This is a genomic window from Bradyrhizobium cenepequi (genome assembly GCF_020329485.1).
GTDB classification, from domain to species: Bacteria; Pseudomonadota; Alphaproteobacteria; order Rhizobiales; family Xanthobacteraceae; genus Bradyrhizobium; species Bradyrhizobium cenepequi.
Map to the genome: position 1 here is coordinate 142,194 of NZ_JAGKJI010000022.1, position 23,832 is coordinate 166,025.

Here is a 23,832-nt window from a genome sequence, read left to right on the forward strand (position 1 = left end):
ATGCGAGTTTCGCGGGCATGATCGGCCTCCCGCCCACGTTTTTTCTTGAAGGAAATTCGACATGCTGAGGCTTGCTCTGGCCGCCCTATTGCTTGCGCTGTTCGCATCCGGCCCGGCCAGAGCGGCCCGCTGCGGCGGCGACTTCCGCACGTTCATCGCCAGTTTTTCGCAGGAAGCAGCCGCGGCCGGCATCTCGCAAAGCGTGATCTCGCAGGCGCTCGATGGCGTGCAGCAGGATGCGGGCGTGCTTGCCTTCGACCGCCGCCAGCGCGGCACGTTCCGGAAGACTTTTGAGCAGTATGTCGCCACCCGCGTCGGACCCGGGCGGATCAACACCGGGCGCGCGATGCTGCAGCGTCATGCCGCGCTGCTTGCGAGCATCGAACAGAAGTTTGGCGTGCCGCGCCAGATCCTGGTCGCGATCTGGGGATTGGAGAGCGACTACGGCAAGGGCGACATGGGCAAGCTGCCGGTGTTCCGCGTGCTCGCCACGCTCGCGCATGATTGCCGCCGCACCGAGCTGTTCCAGAACGAATTGCTCTCGGCGCTGCAGATCGTGCAGCGCGGCGATCTCCGCCTGAACGACATGATCGGAGCCTATGCCGGCGAGATCGGCCAGACGCAATTCCTGCCGTCGTCCTACATCAAATACGGCGTCGATTTCGACGGCAACGGCCATGTCGATCTGCGTCATAGCGTGCCCGACGTTCTCGCCTCCACCGCGAATCTCCTGCACACCAACGGCTTCAAGATGGGCGCGCCCTACGACGAGGGCAGCGCCAATTTCGAAGCGATGCGCGAATGGAACAGAGCCGTGATCTACCGCAAGACCATCGGTTATTTCGCCGATCGGCTGATGGGCCGGTGAGGTTCACACCGCCGTCTCCACTCGTCATTCCGGGTCCATCGCTTCGCGATGCTTATTCGCGATGCTTAGAAGAACGACTTCATCGTCCCGACCCCGGTGCATACCGCAGTAAAACCATACCCTTATGCGGGCCCATTTCGCTTGCTCGATCATGGCTCGCGATGATACCACCCCGGTGGGCAGGAATTATTGGTGGCAGGGGGACATGCGCAAGCTTGCGCTTGGCGATCCGGTTGTCTTGCAGATTTGCGGGCCGACCGACGACGGGATACGGAAAGCGGCAACGGTGGAGGCCATTGACGGAGACGAAATTATCGTTGCGGGTCACAGGTTCAGAAACGACGCTCTTCCGCAATGGGACATTGTCGACGAAGGCCGAGCCAAAATCCGGCACATCATTCACACGCCTGACAGTGCCGCATATCGATAGTCGGCTTTGCGAGCACCTTGCGGCGGGCTGCACATCGCTGCAGGGCAATTCGCAGCCGCCGCTCCAGTGCGATATTGCGGCAGATGACCGTCGAGCGAATAGACGACGCAAAGCGCGAGGCTGGCCCAGACGGCCGCGCTAAAATAGAGCGACATCCAGGCGATCTCGTCTTTCCAGTGCTCGAAATCGTGCGTCACCACCCAGCGCGTACTCACGTCATGGAGCCCCTCGAGAAAACCGAGGAGCTTGCTGCCATCGGCAAGACCTGCCTGCCATCGGCTCAAATACATTGGGACGTCGATCGTGATGAGAAAAGCCAGGTAGCCCGCAATTCCGACGATCGCGACGATGAGGGCCACGCGGACCAGACCGTTATATTCAGGCAGGAGCCGGCAAAGGCCAACGCCGACCACGAAGAAGGCGATGGCCCATATCGAGTTCTCGATGGCATTGCCTAAATAGTTGGTGGACACCACCGCGTACCATGAGAAGCACTCCGCGATGATGATCAAGGGCACGATCAACCGCGCCGCGTTCAAGGTCGTCTCTGCTCCGGCGATCCCGCCGAGCTGGTTCAGGATGATCGCCCATTGCACCGCAAAACAGATCTCGGCCACGGTTGCCACCGATCGGCCAACGAAGACGCTCGATAGCCAGGTGTCGAACAGACAGATCCGTTGAACATCCGCGCGCGGAAGCAACGACCTGAATGCGCAGCCGAAGACATATGCCGCGGAAAGCAGGAACATGGACTTGGTGCTAGAGGTGTTGCCCAGGCTGCCCACGACAGGCTTGTGGAACTCGCCGTACAGCAAGAACCAAAGCGCGATGTTGGCGCCGCTGACCAGGGTCAACAGACCCCACCACCGAACCACCGGATTTGGCCGCGCGCGCCACTCCATACTCATGGGGCCCTGCTCTCCCGCGTAGTCGAACTGACATGTGACCGTAGCAATTCTGTCACAGACCGCAACTGATCTGATGCGGAATTGACGCTTCTGTGACGCGGATTTGGCGTAGCGAGCGGGCTTCAGCCGACCTTAATGTGACAGTCGCAGGGCGGGCGCGGGAAGGGCAGGCGACCAGTTCAACGCAAGGCGCTGGCCGATCACGATCTCATCGGTCGACATTTTTGAAGCGACCGCGTTGCGGAACCGTGCATAGGCGTCCCGCTCGCGCCCGCTGGTTCGGGCCGCTGCGAGATTGAGCCACTTATAAGCGAGGACGAAATCCTGCGGAACGCCGTGACCCTTGTCGTACAACAGGCCGAGCATGGCCTGCGCGAATGGATTGCCTTGAATAGCCGCGCGGGCATAGAGATCGGCGGCGGCGTCATAGGCCTGCGGCGCGCCAAAGCCGTGCTCGTACATGAAGCCGAGCAGGCCGAGCGCGATTGCATTCTCGCGCTCGGCCAGCGGCGAAAGCTCCCGGAACGCGCGAACGTAATCGCCGCGATAGAACGCAGCGGTCCCACGCGAAAGGCTGCCAGCCGCGACCGGCGCGGCGGCTGCCGCAAGCGCAACGGCCAGCAGTGCCAAGAGAAATCGGCGCGCGGCACAGACGCTCAGCATTCTGTTGTCCCGCTCAATGGAAGCTGGTGGTGATCGGGGCGTTGGTCGAGGTCGTGGCGATGCTGCCGCGCAATTTCGATCGCAGCTCTTCGGCCACGACGTGAGCGTCGGAGCCGTCACGGATGATTTGCGGACGGATGAAGATGATCAGTTCGGTGCGCTGGGTGTTGTTGCTCTGGTGTCCGAAGGCATCGCCAAGGCCTGGAATCTGGTCAAGCACGGGAATCGCGCTGCGGGTGCCGTTCTGCTGTTCGCTGATCAGGCCCGCCAGCAGCACGGTCTGACCGTTTGCCACCGAGATCTGGCTCTTCACCCGTCGCTCCGACACCGTCGGCGTCAGGCTGTTGGCGCTTGCCGCGGGCACGTTGCTGATCTCCTGTTCGACGTCGAGCCGGACATTGCCGTTGACGCTGATGCGCGGCGAAACCCGCAGGATGATGCCGGTGTTGCGATAGTCGATGGTGTTGACGACGGTATTGTTCGTCGTCAACACCGTCGCACTTCCGGTCGACACCGGCACGACGTCGCCGACCTGCAGCGTCGCTACCTGGTTGTTGATCACCACCAGCGACGGATTGGAGAGCACCTTGACGCTGGTGACTGCATGCAGCGCATCGAGGATCAGGCTGGGCTGGGTTTCAGAGCCGATCAGGAAGTTGAAGCCGGGGAAGGCCCGATTGATGAAGGCATTGGTGACCGATCCAGCGACAGTGGCTGCGCCCGTCGTCGGGTCGACGATTGTCGTAGGCGCTGCGGAGGCCGGGGTCTGGGTGTTGAGGATGGAGCCCGTGTTCGGCTTCAACCCGACATTCTGGCTCGTCAGATAGGATTGGACGCCATAGGCTAAGGTGTTGTTCAGCGTAACCTCGGCAATCGTCGCATCGATCGCGACCTGCAACTGCGGCTGGTCGATCTGGACCAACGTCGCTTCGATGATCCGGTAGTTCGCCTGGTCGGCGTAGATCAAGAGCGTGTTGTTGACGGTGTCGGGCGTGATCCGCACGTCCTGCATCATCGGCTGGCCGTTTCCAGAACCGCGGCCGCTATCGAGCGGAGCGCCACCGCCGTTTTGATTGGGATTGGCCGGCTGCGCACCAGGCCCGCCGTTTCCGCCGAGGCCGGACGCGCCAGCCATTCCCATGTTGCCGCGAGAGGCAAAGCCGCCATTTGTGTTCGCCCCCAAGTTGCCGTTGAGCGACAGCCGATCCGCAGCACTTGAACTCGCCGCGATTCCTGACCCCGGCGCGATCTGGCTGTCGGCACTCTCGGTCAGGCTTGACGACGATCCGCCGAGGAACATATCCGTCAGCACCCGCGCGATCTGGCGGGCATCGCCGAACTTCACGCGATAAACGTGGACCGTGGTCCGCGCCGTATCGTTTCGATCAAGACGCTTGATCCAGGTCGCGGCCGTGCGAAGCATCTCCGGCTTCTTCGTCACAACCAGCACCGCGTTGAGACGGGCGATCGGCAGGAACTTGATGATGTTCTGACTGAGGCCGTTCTCGCCGGAATCGACGATCTTCTCCATCTCGGCGATGATGGGCGCGGGCGAGCCGCTCGAGATCGGGAATATGCCGACGGATTGGCCACGCATCCAGTCAACGTCGAAGCTGAGCACCGTATCGACCGCGGTGCGGCGTTCAGCGCCGGTTCCCTGAATCAGAATGAGGTTTCGCGTCGTATCGGCGCGCACCGCGCCGGCCTTGGTGGCGAAGCTGTCCATCAGCTTCAGCAGCGTTTGCGCCGACACATATTGTAATGGCACGACGGAGACGCCGAACCCGGGTTCGGGATTGCCGCTCGCCGTGTCGACCCGGCCTCCGCCGACCGCGTCGCCAAGTGGCGTGAGCCGATAGCCGGTCGTATCGCGAAGCAGCACGACGCCGCTCAATCTCAAGGCATTCTCCAGCACGAACACGATGTCCGACTTCGGCACCGGACGGACCGACACCAGGCTCACGGTGCCCTGCACCCGCGGGTCGATGGTGTAACCCACCTGCAGTATGTCGCCGAGGACGACCTTGGCGACCGTCGCAACCGGTGTGTTCTCAAAGTTCAGATCGAAGCCGTTGCCATTCGCTGTCGGCTGCAGCCGCTCATCCGACACGGCCGTGACTTCGGATCCCTCATACATTGCCGCGCGAACGCCGCCACCCTGAGCGCCACCAGCGGCCAAGGCGTTCACCGGTTGCGATTGCCGTGGCAACAGATCAAGCGAGCGCACCTTGTCGGAGATGTCGACCTGCGCCGTATCCACGCCTCCGACCGTTGCGGAATTGCAGGATGCCAGCAGCCCCAGCGAAAACAAAACAAAGGCGGCGCCGATGCCGCCACGAATCCGTTGGTAGCGGCCCAGCTTGCCTACGCGCACCATAAGTCCTTGCCGTTTCCGACTGGAGGATGTTCGACGATCAGCCCCTGCCCCAGAAATTATTAGCGAGTGAACATGACAAAAATAAATTGATTACATGATTGTCGGCCGGTTAGCATTCTGCGACGTACGCCGAAGCATGAAGGCATGAAGAAAAGCGAGACCAGTCATTCGGGAAAGTCCGGTCTCGACGTTCTCGAACACTCAGCACGCGCTGCCTTCGTATGCCTGTCATACTTCGGATCGATAACAACACGCCTGACGTCTGCGCTGCTCCAAACCAATGTGACGGAAGAAGACGAAATGGCCAGCGATCGGTCCTCGCAATTCGTCGACTACCTCCGTCAGAACAAGCATTTGACGCCCGCTGAGGAAAAGGCGGACGGCGCGGGACAGGGCGGCTCCGACCGCCGTCACCAAAAGCTCTGGGAGATCACCAATCTCTCGCCCGCCGAGTTTGCCGACGAGGCTGCCTGCTTTTTCGGACTCGGCCGCGTGACCCTGCAGGAGATGATGTCGGCTGCGCCGCTCGGGGCGTCGTTCTCGCAGCGCTTTCTGCGCGAGACCATGGTCTATCCGTGCACCACATCCGATGGCGCGATGACGCTCGCGGTCGTCGATCCGACCGATCAGGCGACGCAACGCGCGGCGCAGATCGTGCTCGGCACCGCCGTCGCGATCAAGGTCGCAACCTCGGAAGACATTGCCGTCGTCCTGGATCAACGAGTGCACGTCGAGGACACGGATGCCGCCGGACCGGTGGCAACGCTGCCGCGCGAGGACGACATCGAGAGCCTGCGCGATCTTGCAAGTGGCGCCCCGGTGGTCCGCGCGGTCAATGATCTCATTGAAAAGGCTGTCGAACTTCGCGCCAGTGATATCCATATCGAGCCGTTTCTCTCCGGCCTCGTGGTCCGCCTGCGCATCGACGGCCTGCTGAGGCCGGTGGCAGCGCTATCCGGCGTGCTGCCGCAAGCCGTCATCTCCCGCATCAAGATCATCGCCAATCTCAACATCGCCGAGCGCAGGCTGCCCCAGGATGGCGCGGCGCGGTTGCGGGCAGGACGTTCCGACATCGATATCCGCGTCGCGATCATGCCGATGCAACACGGCGAATCGGCCGTCATTCGCATCCTGCCGAAGGATCGCGGGCTGCTGGTCGTGGAAAAACTGGGATTCTCGGCAGCAGACGAAAGCAAGCTGCGGCGGCTGCTCGCGTTGCCGCACGGCATGATCGTCATCACCGGTCCGACCGGAAGCGGCAAGACGACGACACTTGCGACGATCCTCTCGATCCTCAACGAGCCGACGCGCAAGATCCTGACCATCGAAGATCCGGTCGAGTATGAAATCCCGGGTGTCAATCAATCCCAGGTCAAGCCCGCGATCGGCCTGACGTTTGCCACTGCCTTGCGCTCATTCGTCCGGCAGGACCCTGACGTCATCATGGTCGGGGAAATCAGAGATTCCGAGACCGCGCATGTTGCGGTCCATGCGGCTCTCACCGGCCATCTGGTGCTGACAACGTTGCATACCGAGACGGCGGCTGCTGCGGTGCCGCGACTGCTCGACCTCGGCGTTGAGAGCTATCTGCTGCGCTCGGTCCTGCGTGGCGTGATTGCGCAGCGTCTTGTCCGGCAACTCTGTGAACGCTGCAAATCGGGACGGACGCTTGGCCCTTCCGATTTCGCCGAGGATCCGCGGCTTGCCGCGTTCGGGTTCCGCGCCGGTGAAACGATCCAGGAACCGTGCGGGTGCGAACGCTGCAGCGGCGCCGGCTATCGGGGGCGGCTTGGCGTTTTCGAACTGCTCGAAATCTCCAACGAACTGCGTGAACTGATCGGGGAGAAGACCGACGGACTGAAGATCGATGCAACTGCGATTCGTGCAGGTATGACTACAATGCTCGACGACGGCATCGCCAAATGCCGCGCCGGGCTGACGTCGCCTGCGGAAATTCTCCGTGTCACGACCATGCGGTGACCACGTGCCGAATTTCCGCTACCGCGCCCTGACCCAGAACGGCGAGATCGTGAACGGCACGATCAGTGCACCGACAGCCGCCGAGGTCGCGCGCCGGATCGAATATCTGCGGCTCTTGCCGATCGAAACCATCGAAGACAAGCGGGCTTCTCACAGTTCGGCAGGCTTCGGCTTGTTCGGCCGGCCGAGCGCCGCCGAGATCACCACGTTCACGCGCGACCTCGCGCTGCTGCTCAAGGCCGGCGCCCGCCTCGACGATGCGCTTGAACTGCTGTCGGGTGATGCAGATGTCGGACGGATGCGCCCCGTGGTGGCGAAGATGCGAGCGGCGCTGCTTGCCGGCGGGAGTTTCGCCGATGCGGCGGCAGATCATCCGGCGTTGTTTCCACCGATGTATGGCGCCTTGGTGCGCGTCGGCGAAGTCTCCGGCACACTCGATTCCGTGCTCGAAATGCTCGGCGCAGAGCGCGCGCGTTCCGAACAGATGCGGCGGAAACTCACGGATGCCATGCAGTATCCCGCCTTCGTACTGATCGCGGCCTCGGGCGTGATGCTGTTCTTTCTGCTGTTCGTGCTGCCGCAATTCTCGACCGTGCTCGGGGATTTCGGCGCCAAGTCCGATACGGCGCTCGCCACCTTCATCCAGCTATCCGATTTCCTGCGCGCCAATGCGACGGCCGCCATGTTGATCTCGGCTGCTGTCATCGCAATCGTTTGGTGGCTGTTGCGCCAGGCAAGCGTGCGCGCGGCAATGGTGAACGCGTTATCGCAGCTGCCCCTGATCGGCAACATCTTTCAATTCTATCGCGCCAGCCTGTTCTGCCGCAATCTCGGTGTCCTGCTCGGCAGCGGCGTCAATCTCACGGCTACCTTGCGTATCTTGGTTGACATCATGGCGGTGACGGGCAGCGAAGCAAGCTGGACGGCGGCTTCCGACCGCGTCCGGCATGGCGGAAAATTGTCTGAGGCCCTTGCCGTCGCCAACAGCCTGCCACCGATGGCGGTCCGCATGCTTCGGTTGGGTGAAGAAACCGGGCAGCTGCCGGTGCTGGCGGGACGGGTCGCCGAATTCTACGAAGCAAAATTGCAGCGCAGCCTTGATCGCATCGTCGGCATCGTCGGACCGCTTGCGATCATCACGATCAGCACGGTCGTCGGCGGATTGATCGTATCCGTCATGACGGCGCTGCTGTCGGTCACGCAACTTGTCGGCTAGAGCAAGGGTTACATCATGATTTCGCTCAAGAGCATCGCTGAATTGCTCGTCACCCGCCTCACACACCGGAGCGCCCGTGAGAGAAGCGGGCACGCCTATCTCGGTCAAGAGGGCTTCACGCTGGTCGAAATGCTGGTCGTGATCGCCATCATCGGCCTGATCATGGGCTTGATCGGCCCGCGCGTGCTCAATTATCTCAGCGAGTCCAAGGTCAAGGCCGCCCGCATCCAGCTGCAGAGTTTTTCGAGTGCGCTCGACCTATTCTATCTCGATGCCGGACGGTTTCCTTCGAGCGCGGAGGGGCTTGCCGGGCTGGTGCAGCGGACGCCGGGGCTTGCCGCGTGGAATGGGCCGTATCTGAAGGGCGGCAACGTCCCGAAGGATCCCTGGAATCACGCCTATGTTTATCGGTCGCCCGGCGAGCACGGTCCCTATGACATCGTCTCCTATGGCGCCGATGGCCAGGAGGGCGGCAGCGGCAATTCCGCCGACATTTCTCTTGAGAAGACGACAGCCTCCCGAGATGAATGACGTCACGCAGCGCGGCTTCACCCTGCTGGAGATGGTGTGTGTGCTCGCCATCATCGCATTGCTGGCTGCCGTGCTGCTGCCATTCATTCCACGCCAGACGTCACGGTCGCGGTTGCAGGCCTACGCGTTGCAGGCCGCGACGCTCCTGAAAGCGGATCGCAATGCGGCGATCAACCGCAATACCAGCATCGCGACGCTGGTCGACGCGCCGAGCCGCGTGATCCATTCCGGGTCGTCGCGATCGACGGTCCGCATTCCCGAGGACGTTCGCTTCGATGCGCTGTTGCCGCAAACCTGCCAACGGCGGGCGGCGCTGTCGACCATTCGCTTCTTCGCCAATGGCAGCTCATGTGGCGGATCCATCGCGCTGACGCGGCTCGACGCCGGCTATGAGATCCGCGTCAACTGGCTCACCGGAAGGGTCGAGGTCGTTTCCCGTGACAACGCCACCAACTGATCGCCCCGACGCAGGCTTTACAATCATCGAAGTGCTGGTGGCGCTGGCGGTGGTGGCCGTCTCCATCGTCGCGATCGGCACCGTCATGGCCGGCAACATGCGCGGCGTGCGCGCATTGGAGCAGCACGTGGCGCTGATGCAGGCGGCGCGGACCGTGATGACGGTTGGCGTTCCGCCCCGCGCGGAATTGCAGCAGGGCACCTCGACGGGCCAGGCCGACGGCTACCGCTGGACCATCGACGTCAGTCCGCTCGGCGGCGATTGGACCGTTCCAGGCGCCAATGTGCCGTGGACGCCCGAACTGGTGAGGATTCGTGTCCGGTCGCCCACTGGTGCGCTATCCGATATTCGGACCGTGCGCTTGATGCCGAGGCCATCCGAATGAGCCCAGCATTGGTCAGGCAGCGCGCGCACGAGCGCGGATTTACGCTGATAGAGACCATCGTCGCGCTGGCGCTGATGGGGCTATTGCTGTCGGCGCTCGCGAGCATCACCGCGCAGTGGCTGCCGAACTGGAACAGGGGATTTGGTCGGATCCAGCGCAGCGAACTGACCGGCATCGCGCTCGAGCGGATTGCCGCGGACCTGGCCGCGGCTGAGTTTGTTCCCGCCAACCGCGACTCGCGCCGTCCGCTGTTCGACGGATCGGAGTTGTCCGTCACGTTCGTGCGAACGTCGGTGGGTCCGAACGCCGGGCCGGGGCTCGATGTCGTGCGGCTCGGTGAAACCAGGGAGCGCGGCGAGTTCGTCACGGTTCGGTCGCGGGCCCGCTTCACGCCGCTGCCCGTTGGGTTGTCGCTGTCGGAGCAAACGCATCTCGGCGATCCCGTGGTGCTGCTGCGCGCGCCGTTTCGCCTGTCATTCGCCTATGCCGGTCCCGATCACATCTGGAAAAGCACCTGGCGAAACGCCGACCGCCTACCGGCCATGATCAAGCTGACGGTGCGCGACGGCGCGAGCCAACGCGTGCTGTCGGTCTCGACGATCGCGCCGGTTCATGTCCAATTGCCGAGCGATTGTACGAAGCCGAACGCCAAATGCGACGACAACAAGGACAGCGCGCCAGGCGCTGCCGAGCCAGGGAGGACGTGATGGCAGCGATCGGCGCATGCAAATCCTCAGGCGAACGCGGCTTTGTCATTGTCGCGGTGCTTTGGATCCTGGCGGCGCTGGCATCCCTGGCAATGGTCTTTGCAGCTTATTTGTCAGCGTCCACGCGGGCGATCGCGGTCAACGAGACCGCGCTGCAGACCGAAGCACTGGTATCCGCCAGCCTCGAACTGACCGCCTACCAACTGGCGCTGGCGGACGAATCTGCGAAGCCTCAGCGCGGAGCCTTTCACTTCCGCATGGATGATGCGAGTGTCCAGGTCGCCTTTACATCGGAGGCTGCCCGCGTCGATCTGAATCTCGCTCCCAACGAGATGTTGGCCGGCCTGTTTGCCTCGCTGGGCGCCAGCAAGGACGCGGCAATCGAATATGCGAATCGGGTCGTCGGCTGGCGAACCCGGCCCGTTCCCGGCAACGCTAACGAGGAGGAGGCGCGTTACAATTCGGTCGGCTATTCGCCGCGGCAGGCTCCGTTTACCCATGTCAATGAATTGGCGCTGGTCGTCGGCCTGCCGGCGGCGTTGGTGGAGCGTGCACTGCCTTTCGTCACGGTGTTCAACGGATCTCCCGATGTCGATCCGGCAATCGCGGCGCCGGAAGTCATCGAGGCCATGCCCGACAAGTCTGCGAACAAGCAAGATCCGTTCGGAGGTGGTTCGGCTTCGGTGAACGCCGCGCGGCCGGCGTCGCAACCGTCCGATTCAGCGAAGACCGATGCGTCGACGGCGAAGAGCCCTTGTTACCGCGTCGAGACCACGATCCACTTTCGCAATGGCCGCCGCACCACCTCGGAGGTCGTGATCGCCATGGGCGACGAGGTTGAGCCCTACCGGGTGCTGTCCTGGCAGGATGACATCGCACCGCGAAATGCCGTTTCGCGTCGCGGGAGCACTTGATGACAATGATCGTGCAAACCAGGCAATGGTTCGAGCAATGGATCGCGGCGGTTTCTGGTGCGGTCGACAGCATTACGGATCGGTTGGTGCGCCAGCGCCGCATCCAGCTCGACGAGAATGCGGACGGCACATTCACCGCCAGCATGAAGGCATCAAAAGACAGTCGCGCTCCGACAGTTCTCTCCTTCCGGATGCGGCACGGCACGCCGGAGCCGCCGCTGCCAGCGCAGTGGAGTGCCGCCTTCAAGGGCAGCCGTGTCGAGGTGCAATTGCCGCCCGACCATGTCATGACTCGTCTGCTCGACTTCCCAAGGCAGGCGGCTGACTTTCTCGATGGCATGATTCGTTCGCAGGTCGACCGCCTGACGCCATGGGGCGCGGGCGAGGCGGTGTTCGGCTGGAGTTCGCCGGCTCCAATCGCTGACGACCGGATCGAAGTCGCCTTCAGCGCCACCTCGGCGTCGCAAGTCGATCCGTTGGTGCAGTTGGCCGAACGGCTGGGCGCTGCTTCCGTTGCGATCCATGCGCCAGCGGCGGGCGGCGGCGCGCTGGTTCAGGTGAAGCTGCTCGACAAGCGGCTCCGCAGTGTGGCGGGACCAAATGTGCCGCGCTCGTTGCGCGTCGCCCTGATCTTGACGGGCGTCGCCGCCGCTGCGTCGTTGTTTCTGAGCATCTATCTCGGCGGATCGCTGCAATCCGAGCAGGAGGATGTCCAGCGGCAGATTTTGCAGCGCCGTGCGGCATTGCGGGTTGACGCCAATGGCGTGGCATCCGGGATCGGTCTATTGGCAAAGCGCAAGCAGACCACGCCGTCGAGCGTGATGGTGCTGGAAGCGCTCTCGCACGTGCTGCCGGACACGACCTATGTGACGGAGCTGCGCATCGAAGGCGACAAGGTGCAGGTTGTGGGCATGACCCAGGACGCGCCATCGCTCATCCGCTTGATGGAACAGTCGCCGCAGTTCACCCGCGCCACGTTTTTTGCGCCGACCACCCGTGCGGCGAACGAGTCTGGCGAGCGCTTTCACGTCGAGGCAAATATATCAGCCTATTTCGGATCCGGCTCATGAACGCATCCGCCCGGTCATTGAAGGCAATCAGCACCCAGCCGTTCGTGGCAGCCGCGATTTATGCTGGGCTGCTGATCCTGCTGCTGTTCGTGGCCATATCGTCGCTATCCGACTTTATAGATCAGCGTAACGAACTCGCTTCGTCGTCGGCGATGCTGGCGCAGTTGGAAGGCCGCACGGCGAGAGCAGGCGGCGCGCTTGGTGAGACGATGCCGGCGGGCTCGGCCTATCTCGAAGGCGCCACCGTCACGGTTGCCGGCGCCACGTTATTGCAACGCGTGGCGGGTTCGGTGACGAAATTCGGCGGCAATGTATTGTCGACCCAGCTCGATGTCCCCAACACACCCGCGAAGGCCGGCTTCATCAGCATGGTCGCGAGCTGCGAAATCGAGCAACAGCAATTGCAACAGGTGCTTTACGACCTGGAGGCCGGCATGCCGTTCTTGTTCATCGACCAGCTCGTCGTGCAGACCATCCTCGATGGGGCAAATACGGGCGAAGGCCCGGGCAAGCTGCGCGTGCTGCTGGGCGTCTCCGGACAGTGGCGGGGGGCCAAGTGATGCGTTTGACAGTGATCGTCACGGGCCTCTTGGGCTTGGCGTTGTCAGTTCAATCCATGGCGGCAGCGGCGCCTGACACATCGGGTGATGCATTGGATGCCGGCCTATTGGACGACACGCGGCTGGGCGGGCCCGTCCTGACATCGCCGCCGCCTTCTGAACCGGTCACGACAGTGCGCGTGGTTCCACCGCGGGCGGCGCCGGCGCGGTCACTTCCGGCCAACCCGTTGTGGGGCATTCCGCTGACGCAGCTATCCAATACGCGCGAGCGTCCGGTGTTCTCGCCCTCACGGCGGCCGCCGCCCGTGGCCGTCGCCGAACCTGTCATCGCCAGGCCGCCTCCGCCGCCGCGGAAGAAGGAAGTCGAATCTCCGCAACTGTCGCTCGTCGGTACCATTGCCGGAGATGACGAAGGCTTCGGGATCTTCCTCGATCAATCGACCAATGCTGCGCTACGGCTGAAGATCGGCGAAGATTTTCAGGGCTGGAAGCTGAGCGCGATCCACGGGCGCGAAGTCACCATGGAAAAGGACGAACAGGGTGCCGTGCTTACACTGCCGCCGCCAGGCGGCGAGGGCGGCGGCGAGGTCCATCTCGTTCCAGTGAGCACGATCAGGACGCCATTGGCAACGCGACGCTAGCTAAAGCGTGATGACTTTTCTTCGGATCGTCATCCCGCTTTAGCTCTTTGTTTGAGCACCATCTTTTCGGAAAACCGGTGTCCACTTTTCCGGATCATGCGCTAGTTCAGGTCGAGCCATCGCTGGAAAGCCAGCGTCAGCAACAGACCGAGCGCCAAGAACGGACCGAATGGCAGCGATGTATGGCGTTTCATTTGGCGCCCGGCGAGCTGCAGGCCGCCGACCGCTGCAAGCGCCATCAAGGTGGCAATCAACAGCAAGATCGGAATGCCGGTGATGCCGACCCAGGTCGTGGCGGCTGCGAGAAATTTGACATCGCCGAGCCCGAGCCCTTCGGTCTGTCGCAGCAGGAAATAGAGGCGCCGCAACAACAAGAAAATGACTGCAACCGCCGCAGCTTCGCCGAGCGCTCCGAAGGCGTCCGTCTGGTTCCCGAAGATCGTGGCTTGCGCAATGCCAAGGATGGCAATCGCAAGATTCAATCCATCGGGAATGATACCGCGGCGAAAGTCGATCATTGCCAACGCGCAGCATGTCACGCAAAGGGCGATGTAGAATCCGAGGAACTGTATAGCTTCACTGTCGGCGGGCATGCGCTACGATGAATGACGAAGTGTGTGAGTGCTTACCAGAATTTCCTTCGCGCTCAGCAGCTCAATTTTCAAGCAGCCAGCATAAGTACGACGTGGCCTTTCGGGAATGTGATCGTCGAAAAAAGTCCAGAGAACAGAAAACCGCAACGTGCAGTCAGTCTGTCACAAAACCGCATAGGAAGCTGACAATATTTCCTGTCGCTGCGACCGATAGCTGATGCGCGAATGACGGTGAACAAAATGCGAGTGGCGACATGCCTTGCTTTGCTGGTGATGTTGGGCGGCGTGCGTTCCGCAGACGCCGGAGTCCTTGACGAAGGCGCCGAACGCTATCGGCCTTACATGATCGAAGGCATTGGCAGCGCGCTGGCGGGTGCCCAAGCACTGCGTGAAAGGGCTGCAGCAGGGGATCTCGCGGGCGCGAAGAAAGCCTGGATTTCGGCTCGCGCCGGCTGGGAGCGCTCGGAAGTCTTCACGACCGGCTTCGTGCCTGAGCTTGACGCGAGGATCGACGCCTGGCCAAACGCCGACAGCGGGTTCCACGCCATCGAAGCGAAATTGTTCGGCGCGGGCCAGACCGACGTCGACAAAGATGCCGCCGCGTTGGTGGAGCATCTGAGCAATCTGCACGTCAAGCTCAAGGACATACAGCTCACGCCGCAGGGATTGCTGGATGGTACAGCGCGGCTCGCTTACGAGGTCGGGGAAAGCAAGGCCGATGGCGGCGAATCTCGCATCAGCGGCACCTCGCTCGATGACATGCGCAACAACGTCGCCGGTATCGATTTTGCCTACCACACGATTTTCTCGGCGCCCCTCAACACCGCGGACGGCAAGCTTGATGAAATGGTGACGACCAGAATCGAGCTGCTTGAAGCGATTGTCGCGGCGCCAGACCTGCCGCATGTCGATATCCCGAGGCTGCGCCAAGCCAGCGAGGAACTGGTGGTGGCGCTGCAGACGGCTTCGGCAAAGCTTGGACTGCAACGGCCGACGCTGGAGGCCCAGGTGCGATGATCTCGCCTTGGTTACGGCTGGCGGCGCTTGCGTCCGGTTTGCTTGCCGTCGCGTCGCTCGGACGGGCGCTGGCTTTTCCTGTCGATGGCAATCAGACTGTCCTGCCGACAAAGACCGAGCTGAACGAGGATGCGCTCGACAAACCGCGCGAGGTGTTCCAATCCGAACGCGTTGGCGCGAAATCGTATCTGGTCAACCTCGGCGACCTCGCATTCAATTCGCCGGCGATCCTTGGCGACGTCGCGCGTCAAGCTGGCGTGAGCTGCGGCACCTGCCACGTCAACGGCGTCGGTAACGCCAAGTTCTTCATGCCGAAGATGTCGACGCGGCCCGGAAATTTCGACGTCACCGGTCCCCTGTTCAATCCGAAGGCGAACAACCTCGTGCTCGATCCCGTGAGGATTCCGAGCCTGCGCGGTGCGCGCTATCTCGCGCCCTACGGCAGCGACGGGCGGTCGGCGTCGCTGCGCGACTTCATCCGCAACGTCATCGTGAACGAGTTCGCCGGGCCCGAGCCGTCGCCTGCGATCATTGATGCGATAGTCGCCTATGTTCAGGACATCGACTTCCTGCCCAACCCTAGCCTCGGTCCAGGCGGTCGGCTGGTTGGCAGTGTCAGCGAATCCGAACGTCGCGGCGAGGCCCTGTTCTCCAGGCCGTTCCCGCATGATCCCGGCTTGAGCTGCGCCGGTTGTCATGTTCCGTCCGCTGCCTTTGTCGACCACCAGCAGCATGACGTTGGCTCCGGCGGTCTGTTCAAGACGCCGACCCTGCGCAACGCGGACTTCAACGCACCCTATTTTCACGATGGTCGCTTCGACAGCTTTGATCAGGTCGTCGATCATTTCGACCGCACATTCGACCTTGGCCTGTCGGCGCAGGACAAGCGCGATCTCGTGGCCTATCTCACCGCGATCGGAGATGGTGTGCAGCCCTATGAGCGCGACGGCGCCGGCGCGACGCTGAAGGAAATCAATGACTTCAATCTGGTGCTCGCGACCGCAATTCCCTCGGGCGACAAGGCGATCGTCGCGCTTGCCGTCGACACCATCGGCCAGGAGTTGCGTGAGCTCACTGAGCGATATCCCGATCGAAAGAACACCAGCTTGTCAGGCGGCGAGCGGCAGCGCGTCCTGGCGCGCAACAGTCTCAAGGAACTCGTTCTCATGCTACGTCGAATCGATATCGCCGTAGCCGAAGGCCGCAGCACTGACGCCGCGACTGAGTTCAGGAACTATCGCTATCTCATGGCCGCGGCTGTCCCTGCATTGCTGGCGGGTGCTGAACCATGGTCGCTGTTCAATCAGGATGTGCATGACCAGCACTATGCAGCGCTGCGCCAAGTGATGCAGTCGAAACATCTGTCTCACTAGGCGATTGCTGAGAGGCGCTAATTCGCGTCCGCAGAAAATTCTCGCGCGATTGCATCGCGCGCATCATTTTCAAAAAATCGTTCTGCTTTGTCGTGCGATGCGAATGGCATCGGTCGCGATGCATCGCTGCAGCAGATGCAACACAGAGAATTTTTTTGAACGAGTCAAAATTTCTCGCGCGCTTTCACAGCAACGATAAGTGTGCGTCATGTTGCCACATTAGACGATGTGTCGCCAACCACAACCCTTGGAGTCGATAATGACTTTCAATCATAAGAAGAACTGGCGAACCACCACGGCACTTTGCGTCATTTCAACAGTCGCTGTCGCAACCGCTGCCTATGCTGCTCACTATCCCGGCGGCCGAAGTGATTGGGACAAGCGCCCGCACCACAATCGTTTCGCCCATGACAATCACGGCAACGATCACGATGGGAACGGTCACCACGGTGACAACGATCACGACAACAATGGCCACCATGGTGACCACGATGACAATGATCACGGCGACAAAGTGAAGACCGCCTCGCCAATCAAGCACGTCATCATCCTGATCGGCGAAAACCGCGGGCTCGATCACACGTTCGGTGTGTACAAGCCGAAGGGCAGGGGACAGACGATCTCCAACCTGCTGTCGAAGGGTATCGTCACCGAGGACGGCTCGCCGGGCCCGAATTTCGCGCAAGCCCAGCAATACTCGGTCGCCGCGCAGTCTTCTTTCTACATCGGCGCTCCGACGATCGCGAAGTCGCCCTATAGCGCAACCAATTCGATGCCGCAGCCGAACACGGCAGGCACGCCCACCGCGCAAAGCGATACGTCGCCTCCGTTCAAGACGATCGCCGAGGCCAGTGTCGAGAAGGACATGGACCCGAGCGATCTGGGCATCCTCACAACCGGCTTCAGCGGCCTGCCGACTGGCGTTCTTGACATCCGCGTTCCCGGCGCCGGCCATCTGACCGGACCATTTCCGCTGCAGGGCGAGCAGATCAGCGACGACGACTACACCGGTGACACCACGCATCGGTTCTATCAGGACTGGCAGCAGGAGGATTGCAGCGCCGCCAGCGCGACGAAAGCCAACAACTCCGGCTGCTTGAGCGACCTGTTCCCGTTCGTGATGGCGACGTACTCGGCTTCCAACAAGAGCATGGCCAACTCGATGGGCTTCTACAATGCCCAGCAGGGCCAGGCTCCGATACTGAAAATGCTGGCTGACCGCTTCACCCTCGGCGACAACTTCCATCAGTCGTTCCACGGCGGCACCGGTGCCAACCACTTCATGCTCGGCACCGGCGACGCTGGCTTCTGGAGTGACGGCAAGGGTAATCCGACCACGCCGCCTGCAAACCAGATCGCAAACCCCAATCCGGTGTCCGGAACGGTGAACCGCTACACTGTTGATGGCAACTTCAGCGACTGTTCGGACGTCGCGAACCCCGGCGTCAAGCCGATCGTGACCTATCTGAACAATCTGCCGTATGCGGCCGAGCCGAACTGCAAGCCCAACCACTACTATATGCTCAACAACACCAATCCGGGCTATCTGCCGAACGGTGCGCTGGCCGGCGGAAACAACCTGCCGCCGTCGTCGGTGCGGACCATCGGCGATGCCTTGATCGAGAAGAAGATCTCCTGGGCCTTCTACGGTGGTGCCTATAATGACGCCGTGGCGCTTTCGAACGCCGCGATTGCCGCCAATCCGACAAAGCCGGATCTCAATGCGGCTGCGCTTGCCGATCCCGCTCACGCGCTCGGCGTGGCCTATTGCCAGATCTGCAATCCGTTCCAGTATGCGACCTCGATCATGGCCAATCCGACCGTGCGTCAGGCTCACATCAAGGACACCGCCGATCTGATCACGGCGATCCAGAACAACGCCCTGCCTTCGGTGTCGTTCGGCAAGCCGGACGGCTTGCTCGACGGTCATCCGCAAAGCTCGAAGGTCGATCTGTTCGAGGCCTATGTCCTGAACGTCCTGAACGCGCTGGACAACAATCCGGAACTCAAGGCGGAGACCGCGGTGTTCGTCACCTTTGACGAAGCAGGCGGTTATTGGGACTCGGGCTACATCCAGTCGATCGATTTCTTCGGCGATGGACCGCGGATGCCGATCCTGATCCTGTCGCCCTATTCGACGGGCGGCAAGATCTACCACAACTACGGCGACCACGTTTCGCTGCTCAAGTTCATCGAACGCAACTGGGGCCTGCAGCCGCTGACGAACCGCAGCCGGGACAACCTGCCGAACCCGACATATTCGCGGAACAACGAATATGTGCCGACCAACAGCCCCGCGCTGGCTGACATGTTCGATGCGTTCGACTTCAGCAAGCCCGTTACGCTGTCCTATACCGAGTAACTGAACAGCGTTCCCGAACGAAGGATGGTGCCGATCGAGCCAATGGTCCGGTCGGCACCACCATAATTTTTGCACTGGGCTGAGGTTGGCCGATGGATCGAGACCGGATGATTGCGTTGGGGACCAAAAGCCTGAGAGCAACCCTGCTTGCCTTGGTCGCTTCGGCGTTTGCCGATGTTTCAGCCGCGGCGCAGCAATTTTCCGCCGATCTTGTCGCGATGCGCGGTGAAAAGGCCGTGCGGGTGGGAGGCTTGCGCGTGTCTGAAGGCAAGGTGAGGATCGAGACAACCGGTTTTGCCGATGGCTTCTTTCTAGTCGATGGCACGAAGCCTGCGGCCACTTTCGTGCGTCCGCGCGCGAAGGTGTTCATGGAGGCAAGGCAATCAACTCCGATCACGCAGATGTTTGTCCCGGTTGATCCCGACGAGCCCTGCCGGCAATGGCAGGTGGCGGCGTCGCTGGCGGCGCCGGTGGATCCCGACAAGTGGCGCTGCGAGCGCGACGGAGAGGATACGATAGGCGGGCGCAAGGCGGACATCTATCGTATCGCCGCGGCTTCCGGCACCAGCTTTGTCGGCTGGGTCGACCGCGAGCGGAAGTTTCCGCTGCAGATCAGGACCACGGACGGCGCGGTGATTGTCGTCGAGAACATCCGAGACGAGCCGCAGCCGCCGCAAGCGTTCGAAATTCCGCCCGGCTCGCGCAAATTCGATCCGCGGGCGCTGATCGATCGCATCAGGCAGAGCGACGTATGGGTCGCTCCGCCTGCCTCGGAGTGAGCGGATCACTGCGATTGCCTGACTGTCGATTGCAGCATCCGTCCAAGCGCAGCGTAGTGCGACTGGTGGACGTTGGCGTTGAACAGCGACCACGGCTCCGCCTTTTTCAACGCGACGGGTACGTCGAAGGTCGCGAGCATCGAGAAGTTCTCGTATTCGGCCATGGCCTCGTCGAGACGGCTGGCAGCGACCGCAAGATCAATCCGGCGCAGGCTGAGAACCAGGTCCTTGACGGCGGTACGCGCCGCAAGCCGCTCTTCCTGGCCGCCGACCGAAGCATACCTGATATCCGGAATGTGCTCGGTCAGTTCGCGTAGCTCAGCGCCTACGCCCGTGACGGCCAGCGAGACCACGGCTGTATCAGCGGCGGGGATGGCCAATTCCAGCACGCTCGCCAACTCTCGCACTTCCTTCATGCGGATCGCCACGCCATCTTTGTCGAAGGGGCGGTCACCATCGCCGACCGCTGTCAGGTAGGCGACGAGATCCTGCGTGTCCTGCGACGACAGACCGAGATCGAATACGCGGTCGAAATGTCCAACCACTTCTTCATAAGTGTCGTACCGGCCATCGTGGAAGTAGGGCGCGTTGAAATTGGCGTTGAGCAAGGCCGGCGTCTTCACCAGGCCGCCTGAGCCGACGTCGTGGCGGGTCTGGTCGGTGAAGACGCCGGTTGGAAGATGACAGGTGGCGCAGCTCAGTTGCGGCTGGTGCGGGAACGGCTTGAAGAACAGTTGCTCGCCGCGGCGCTCGGCGTTACTCGCCTGCGTCGTAAGCATGCCGCCAGGCGAAAGTCTGGGATTCGGGAGAAAATCGATATCGTTGATGTAGGCGACCAGGCCGTCCAGGACGGCATCGCTGGGCCGGGGGCCGTCAAACTCGTTGACGATGACATTATATATGAAGTCGCGCAGCGAGGTCATGCGGCCGTCATGCCCATAAGGCGCCAGAAAGCGCGCGCCGCGCAAGCTGGGGATCCGGACCGGATCGAGAATGCTGTTGAATGCCTTCGGATTGAACATCAGGCTGGTGGTGTCGAAGGTGCCGGGCCGCGAGGAGGCGCCGGGAACGAACAGCTTCGGATTCGACGCTCCGTTGATATGACAGGTGCCGCAGCTCATTTCCGCCTGCCGCGCCTTGCCGCCCAGGATTGAAGGCGAGTTGAATGCGAGATCGCCAAGATTGACCAGGTAGGATTTGTGCCCGCCCACGGCTTCCGAGTGGAATAGTTCACGCGGCTTCGCCAGCGCCTCCTCGGAAAATTCGGTCCCGGTCGGCAAGACGGTCTGATCCCCGCCTAATGGAAATGCCTCTGTCTGCAAGGGGACGAACGCTGCAACAAGCGCGATCAGTACAATCAAGACGGACGAAGCGGTGCGATCCGCGGCAGCTGCGCCAGTTCGGCGCGAGCGGCACGCAAGAATGTCCCTGGTCATCACGACAACAGCCCCTGCAACAACCCAATTGAGCGGCCTGTGAACAGCAGATGTCGCGCAGATGACAACGTCCCTGTTGGCGAGACCGCAGCTGGATTGGATAGACGACACTTGTCGTCGGTTTGATGACGCTCAGATGGCAGATCACATATCGACATCTGTCTAAGAATGGCGGCACGTGTGCGCGAGTCCTGCATTGTCGGAAAACAGTCATCGGATCGAAATGTGGGGCAGATAGCCTCACCTTGTTTCCATTCCATCTTTGCTCTCAGGGGAGATAACCATGCGGCTTTGGGGAGCCATTCCCGCGTTCACATTGGCTGTCGGTGCGATCGCTGCCTCGCCCGTAGCTAATGCCGAGAATCTGGTCGAAAGGATCATCGATCAGTTCAAGCACGACATCAGGGACGAGCGGCAGGACTTCAGGAATCATGGCCATGATCATGGTCATCATGATCGGGACGATCTCTTGAAGGCGTACAAGCACATCGTGGTCATCTACCAGGAGAATCACAGCTTCGATAACCTTTACGGCCACTGGGGCGACGTTGGCCGTGACAGGATCGACGGCGTCTCCGATGCCGATCAGCCGCATACGCTGCAGGTCCGCCAGGACAACAAGACGGTCTACACCTGCCTCTTGCAGAATGACGTCAACCTGATCTCTCCTTCGCCGCTGCCGACGAGCTGCACCGACAATGGAAGCTCGGTCGCCATCCTCAGCGCCTTCAAGAACAAGCCGTTCGAAATCAACGATTTCATTCCGACTTCGGCAACCACATGCCCGAAGCCGATCGGCGCGTTCGCGGCCCACGGCTTCCTCAACGGCGCCGGCTTGCCCGGCGGCTGCACGGAAGACATCGTGCATCGCTTCTACAGCGAGCAGTATCAAATCAACGGCGGCCGGCAGAACCGCTACGTGACCGGCAGCGATGCGTCGGGTCTCGTGATGGGCTACTACGACACCAAGAAGCTGCCGATCTATCGCTATCTGCACGATCGCGGCGCGCCGAATTACGTCATCGCCGACAGCTTCTTCCAGGGCGCTTTCGGCGGTTCGTTCCTCAACCACCAGTTCCTCGTCGCGGCTGCCGCGCCGCAGTTCGTCGGCGCGCCGAACGACGGCAGTGCCAATGATCTGCACTCCATCGTCGACGCCAACGGCATGCCAACCAGCACGCCGCTCTACACCCCGCTCTCCACGGTGAAGGATGCGCCACTGACGGCCAAGTGCAACCAGGCTGGCCTGCCGACCGGGCTCGCCTGCGGCGACTATGCCGTCAACACCACCCAGCCGTTCTATCAGCCCTATTCGCCGGGTACGGCAGATGCCCGGCGTCTGCCGCCGCTCAACACGCCCAACATCGGCGATCGGCTGTCGGCCAAGCGCGTCGACTGGGCCTGGTATTCGGGCGGGTGGTCGAACGCCAATGGTGACGTCGGCGCTTCCGGCTGGACCAACGGAAACGGCACCACCTGCGCCGATCCGAACCATCTGCCGACCGCAGTCTTTCCCAACTGCGCCGACGTGGACTTCCAGTTCCACCATCAGGCGTTCAACTACTTCGCCAACTATGCGCCGGGGACGAAGGCCCGCAAGGACCATCTGAAGGATGAGGCGGAGTTCATCCAGGCGGCGAAGAGCGGCAGGCTGAAGGATGTCAGCTTCATCAAGCCGATCGGCGAAGAGAACGAGCACCCTGGTTACGCCAGCGAAGCCGAAGGCAGCCAGCATCTGGTTGACCTGGTCAAGGCGATCACCGAGGGACCGGATGGCAAGGACACCCTCATCATCATCACCTATGACGAGTTCGGCGGCCAGTGGGATCACGTGCCACCGCCGCCCCACAATCGTCACGGCGATGAGGCGAAGGCCGCCGACCAGTGGGGGCCGGGCACCCGCGTTCCGGCGCTCCTGATCTCCAAGCGTTTTGAGAAGTCGGGCGTCGCTCACGAGGATTACGACACGACCTCGATCCTCAAGCTGCTTGAGAAGCGCTTCGACCTCGACCCGCTCGTGACCCGGTCGGTGCGCGACCTCGCAGTGGCGCTCAACGCCGGCGATTCCGGTCGTCATTGAGGATAGGCGACAAGGCGAGCCCGCATCTCCATCAGGTGCGGGCCGGTTGATGCAGGCTCTGCAGGCGAGACGGATCCTCTCACACCCCGCCGCGAAGGCGGGGACCCATAACCACAGGCCTTTGCGTGTGCTCCGCTGCAACCGCCTGCTCGCGCCACAACAACTCCCTGTGGTTATGGGTCCCGGCTCAAGGCCGGGACGACGTGGGGTGGGGTTCGGATTCAAATTTCAAACAGCGGAGGGGATGTGAGTCCGCATTCTCGCGGCGCGTTGCGTCCGAGCTTTGCGTCACTTTCCGCCCTCCTCGATAGCAGAGGGCGCAGGGAAAGCCGGGTGCCGGTTGCACCCGTGGGCCCCGTGCAACAAAAAGCACGGGGATAGGACCACAGGTCAACCGGAGCAACACCGGCTTTCCCTGCGCAGTGGTTTTACGGCTTACTTCGTGCTCTTCCCGGTGACCGGGCTTTCTTGCCACCGTCATCTCT

The 23,832-nt window shown here is 61.9% G+C and carries 21 protein-coding genes; 16 read left to right on the forward strand and 5 right to left on the reverse strand.

Features of this window, described 5'->3' with window-relative positions:
* Window positions 1–61: 61 nt before the first annotated feature.
* Window positions 62–868 (forward strand): lytic murein transglycosylase, encoded by an 807-nt coding sequence (locus tag J6497_RS22750; protein ID WP_225706505.1) that lies wholly within the window; start codon window positions 62–64, stop codon window positions 866–868.
* A gap of 399 nt (window positions 869–1,267) precedes the next feature.
* Here the strand turns inward: J6497_RS22750 and J6497_RS22755 are convergent, their stop codons facing one another.
* The 3 genes from J6497_RS22755 to gspD all read right to left on the reverse strand — a co-directional run bounded on the left by J6497_RS22755 (window position 1,268) and on the right by gspD (window position 5,246).
* Window positions 1,268–2,206 carry a hypothetical protein gene (locus J6497_RS22755; protein WP_225706506.1) on the reverse strand — a complete coding sequence of 313 codons (939 nt, stop codon included), beginning with the start codon at window positions 2,204–2,206 and terminating at the stop codon, window positions 1,268–1,270.
* Window positions 2,207–2,338: 132 nt separating this feature from the next.
* Window positions 2,339–2,869, reverse strand: a complete 531-nt coding sequence (locus J6497_RS22760) for a tetratricopeptide repeat protein (protein WP_225706507.1) — start codon at window positions 2,867–2,869, stop codon at window positions 2,339–2,341.
* Between the two features lie 13 nt (window positions 2,870–2,882).
* Window positions 2,883–5,246, reverse strand: coding sequence for a type II secretion system secretin GspD (gene gspD / locus J6497_RS22765; RefSeq protein ID WP_225706508.1), 2,364 nt, complete (start codon window positions 5,244–5,246; stop codon window positions 2,883–2,885).
* Between the two features lie 300 nt (window positions 5,247–5,546).
* Here gspD and J6497_RS22770 point away from each other — a divergent pair, with 300 nt between their 5' ends.
* The 10 genes from J6497_RS22770 to J6497_RS22815 are packed head-to-tail and all read left to right on the forward strand — an operon-like array spanning window position 5,547 to window position 13,707.
* Window positions 5,547–7,226 (forward strand): GspE/PulE family protein, encoded by a 1,680-nt coding sequence (locus tag J6497_RS22770; RefSeq protein WP_225706509.1) that lies wholly within the window; start codon window positions 5,547–5,549, stop codon window positions 7,224–7,226.
* Between the two features lie 4 nt (window positions 7,227–7,230).
* On the forward strand, window positions 7,231–8,442 hold the full coding sequence (locus J6497_RS22775; protein WP_225706543.1) for a type II secretion system F family protein: 1,212 nt from the start codon (window positions 7,231–7,233) through the stop codon (window positions 8,440–8,442).
* Between the two features lie 15 nt (window positions 8,443–8,457).
* A complete protein-coding gene (gene gspG / locus J6497_RS22780; RefSeq protein ID WP_225706510.1) occupies window positions 8,458–8,973 on the forward strand; it encodes a type II secretion system major pseudopilin GspG in 516 nt (171 codons plus the stop codon).
* A complete protein-coding gene (locus J6497_RS22785; RefSeq protein WP_225706511.1) occupies window positions 8,966–9,430 on the forward strand; it encodes a type II secretion system protein in 465 nt (154 codons plus the stop codon). The genes gspG and J6497_RS22785 overlap by 8 nt, the downstream gene beginning before the upstream one ends.
* Window positions 9,411–9,815: a prepilin-type N-terminal cleavage/methylation domain-containing protein gene (locus tag J6497_RS22790; protein WP_225706512.1), complete on the forward strand. Its 405-nt coding sequence runs from the start codon at window positions 9,411–9,413 to the stop codon at window positions 9,813–9,815. The genes J6497_RS22785 and J6497_RS22790 overlap by 20 nt, the downstream gene beginning before the upstream one ends.
* Window positions 9,812–10,522, forward strand: a complete 711-nt coding sequence (locus tag J6497_RS22795; protein ID WP_225706513.1) for a PulJ/GspJ family protein — start codon at window positions 9,812–9,814, stop codon at window positions 10,520–10,522. Before J6497_RS22790 ends, J6497_RS22795 begins: the two co-directional genes overlap by 4 nt.
* Entirely contained in the window at window positions 10,522–11,436 is a 915-nt protein-coding gene (locus J6497_RS22800) for a type II secretion system minor pseudopilin (protein ID WP_225706514.1), read from the forward strand. The genes J6497_RS22795 and J6497_RS22800 overlap by 1 nt, the downstream gene beginning before the upstream one ends.
* A complete protein-coding gene (locus J6497_RS22805) occupies window positions 11,436–12,506 on the forward strand; it encodes a PilN domain-containing protein (RefSeq protein WP_225706515.1) in 1,071 nt (356 codons plus the stop codon). Before J6497_RS22800 ends, J6497_RS22805 begins: the two co-directional genes overlap by 1 nt.
* The gene (gspM, locus tag J6497_RS22810; protein ID WP_225706516.1) at window positions 12,503–13,066 is read left to right on the forward strand and encodes a type II secretion system protein GspM; all 564 of its coding nucleotides are present in this window, start codon (window positions 12,503–12,505) and stop codon (window positions 13,064–13,066) included. Before J6497_RS22805 ends, gspM begins: the two co-directional genes overlap by 4 nt.
* Window positions 13,066–13,707, forward strand: a complete 642-nt coding sequence (locus J6497_RS22815) for a hypothetical protein (RefSeq protein WP_225706517.1) — start codon at window positions 13,066–13,068, stop codon at window positions 13,705–13,707. The genes gspM and J6497_RS22815 overlap by 1 nt, the downstream gene beginning before the upstream one ends.
* Window positions 13,708–13,808: 101 nt before the next feature.
* Here J6497_RS22815 and J6497_RS22820 read toward each other — a convergent pair whose 3' ends face one another.
* Entirely contained in the window at window positions 13,809–14,300 is a 492-nt protein-coding gene (locus tag J6497_RS22820) for a prepilin peptidase (RefSeq protein WP_225706518.1), read from the reverse strand.
* A gap of 225 nt (window positions 14,301–14,525) precedes the next feature.
* Here J6497_RS22820 and J6497_RS22825 point away from each other — a divergent pair, with 225 nt between their 5' ends.
* From J6497_RS22825 to J6497_RS22840, 4 genes are all read left to right on the forward strand, one after another.
* On the forward strand, window positions 14,526–15,317 hold the full coding sequence (locus J6497_RS22825; protein ID WP_225706519.1) for an EfeM/EfeO family lipoprotein: 792 nt from the start codon (window positions 14,526–14,528) through the stop codon (window positions 15,315–15,317).
* Window positions 15,314–16,690, forward strand: coding sequence for a cytochrome c peroxidase (locus J6497_RS22830; protein WP_225706520.1), 1,377 nt, complete (start codon window positions 15,314–15,316; stop codon window positions 16,688–16,690). The genes J6497_RS22825 and J6497_RS22830 overlap by 4 nt, the downstream gene beginning before the upstream one ends.
* 259 nt (window positions 16,691–16,949) lie before the next feature.
* Entirely contained in the window at window positions 16,950–19,052 is a 2,103-nt protein-coding gene (locus tag J6497_RS22835) for a phospholipase C (protein WP_225706521.1), read from the forward strand.
* Between the two features lie 107 nt (window positions 19,053–19,159).
* Entirely contained in the window at window positions 19,160–19,831 is a 672-nt protein-coding gene (locus tag J6497_RS22840) for a hypothetical protein (RefSeq protein WP_225706522.1), read from the forward strand.
* 5 nt (window positions 19,832–19,836) lie between these two features.
* Here the strand turns inward: J6497_RS22840 and J6497_RS22845 are convergent, their stop codons facing one another.
* The gene (locus J6497_RS22845) at window positions 19,837–21,111 is read right to left on the reverse strand and encodes a cytochrome c peroxidase (protein ID WP_225706523.1); all 1,275 of its coding nucleotides are present in this window, start codon (window positions 21,109–21,111) and stop codon (window positions 19,837–19,839) included.
* 439 nt (window positions 21,112–21,550) lie between these two features.
* On the opposite strand from J6497_RS22845, the gene acpA reads away from it, so the two are divergent.
* Window positions 21,551–23,347, forward strand: coding sequence for an acid phosphatase (gene acpA / locus J6497_RS22850; protein ID WP_225706524.1), 1,797 nt, complete (start codon window positions 21,551–21,553; stop codon window positions 23,345–23,347).
* Window positions 23,348–23,832: the final 485 nt, after the last annotated feature.

Bases quoted from the DNA above. Each gene is read 5' to 3' on its own strand.
- J6497_RS22815 (WP_225706517.1), top strand. From the start codon at position 13,066: ATGCGTTTGACAGTGATCGTCACGGGCCTCTTGGGCTTGGCGTTGTCA.
- J6497_RS22750 (WP_225706505.1), top strand. From the start codon at position 62: ATGCTGAGGCTTGCTCTGGCCGCCCTATTGCTTGCGCTGTTCGCATCC.
- J6497_RS22835 (WP_225706521.1), top strand. From the start codon at position 16,950: ATGACTTTCAATCATAAGAAGAACTGGCGAACCACCACGGCACTTTGC.
- J6497_RS22760 (WP_225706507.1), bottom strand. From the start codon at position 2,869: ATGCTGAGCGTCTGTGCCGCGCGCCGATTTCTCTTGGCACTGCTGGCC.
- J6497_RS22825 (WP_225706519.1), top strand. From the start codon at position 14,526: ATGACGGTGAACAAAATGCGAGTGGCGACATGCCTTGCTTTGCTGGTG.
- J6497_RS22795 (WP_225706513.1), top strand. From the start codon at position 9,812: ATGAGCCCAGCATTGGTCAGGCAGCGCGCGCACGAGCGCGGATTTACG.
- J6497_RS22830 (WP_225706520.1), top strand. From the start codon at position 15,314: ATGATCTCGCCTTGGTTACGGCTGGCGGCGCTTGCGTCCGGTTTGCTT.
- J6497_RS22840 (WP_225706522.1), top strand. From the start codon at position 19,160: ATGATTGCGTTGGGGACCAAAAGCCTGAGAGCAACCCTGCTTGCCTTG.
- gspD (WP_225706508.1), bottom strand. From the start codon at position 5,246: ATGGTGCGCGTAGGCAAGCTGGGCCGCTACCAACGGATTCGTGGCGGC.
- gspG (WP_225706510.1), top strand. From the start codon at position 8,458: ATGATTTCGCTCAAGAGCATCGCTGAATTGCTCGTCACCCGCCTCACA.
- J6497_RS22805 (WP_225706515.1), top strand. From the start codon at position 11,436: ATGACAATGATCGTGCAAACCAGGCAATGGTTCGAGCAATGGATCGCG.
- J6497_RS22820 (WP_225706518.1), bottom strand. From the start codon at position 14,300: ATGCCCGCCGACAGTGAAGCTATACAGTTCCTCGGATTCTACATCGCC.
- acpA (WP_225706524.1), top strand. From the start codon at position 21,551: ATGCGGCTTTGGGGAGCCATTCCCGCGTTCACATTGGCTGTCGGTGCG.
- J6497_RS22785 (WP_225706511.1), top strand. From the start codon at position 8,966: ATGAATGACGTCACGCAGCGCGGCTTCACCCTGCTGGAGATGGTGTGT.
- J6497_RS22800 (WP_225706514.1), top strand. From the start codon at position 10,522: ATGGCAGCGATCGGCGCATGCAAATCCTCAGGCGAACGCGGCTTTGTC.
- gspM (WP_225706516.1), top strand. From the start codon at position 12,503: ATGAACGCATCCGCCCGGTCATTGAAGGCAATCAGCACCCAGCCGTTC.
- J6497_RS22770 (WP_225706509.1), top strand. From the start codon at position 5,547: ATGGCCAGCGATCGGTCCTCGCAATTCGTCGACTACCTCCGTCAGAAC.
- J6497_RS22755 (WP_225706506.1), bottom strand. From the start codon at position 2,206: ATGAGTATGGAGTGGCGCGCGCGGCCAAATCCGGTGGTTCGGTGGTGG.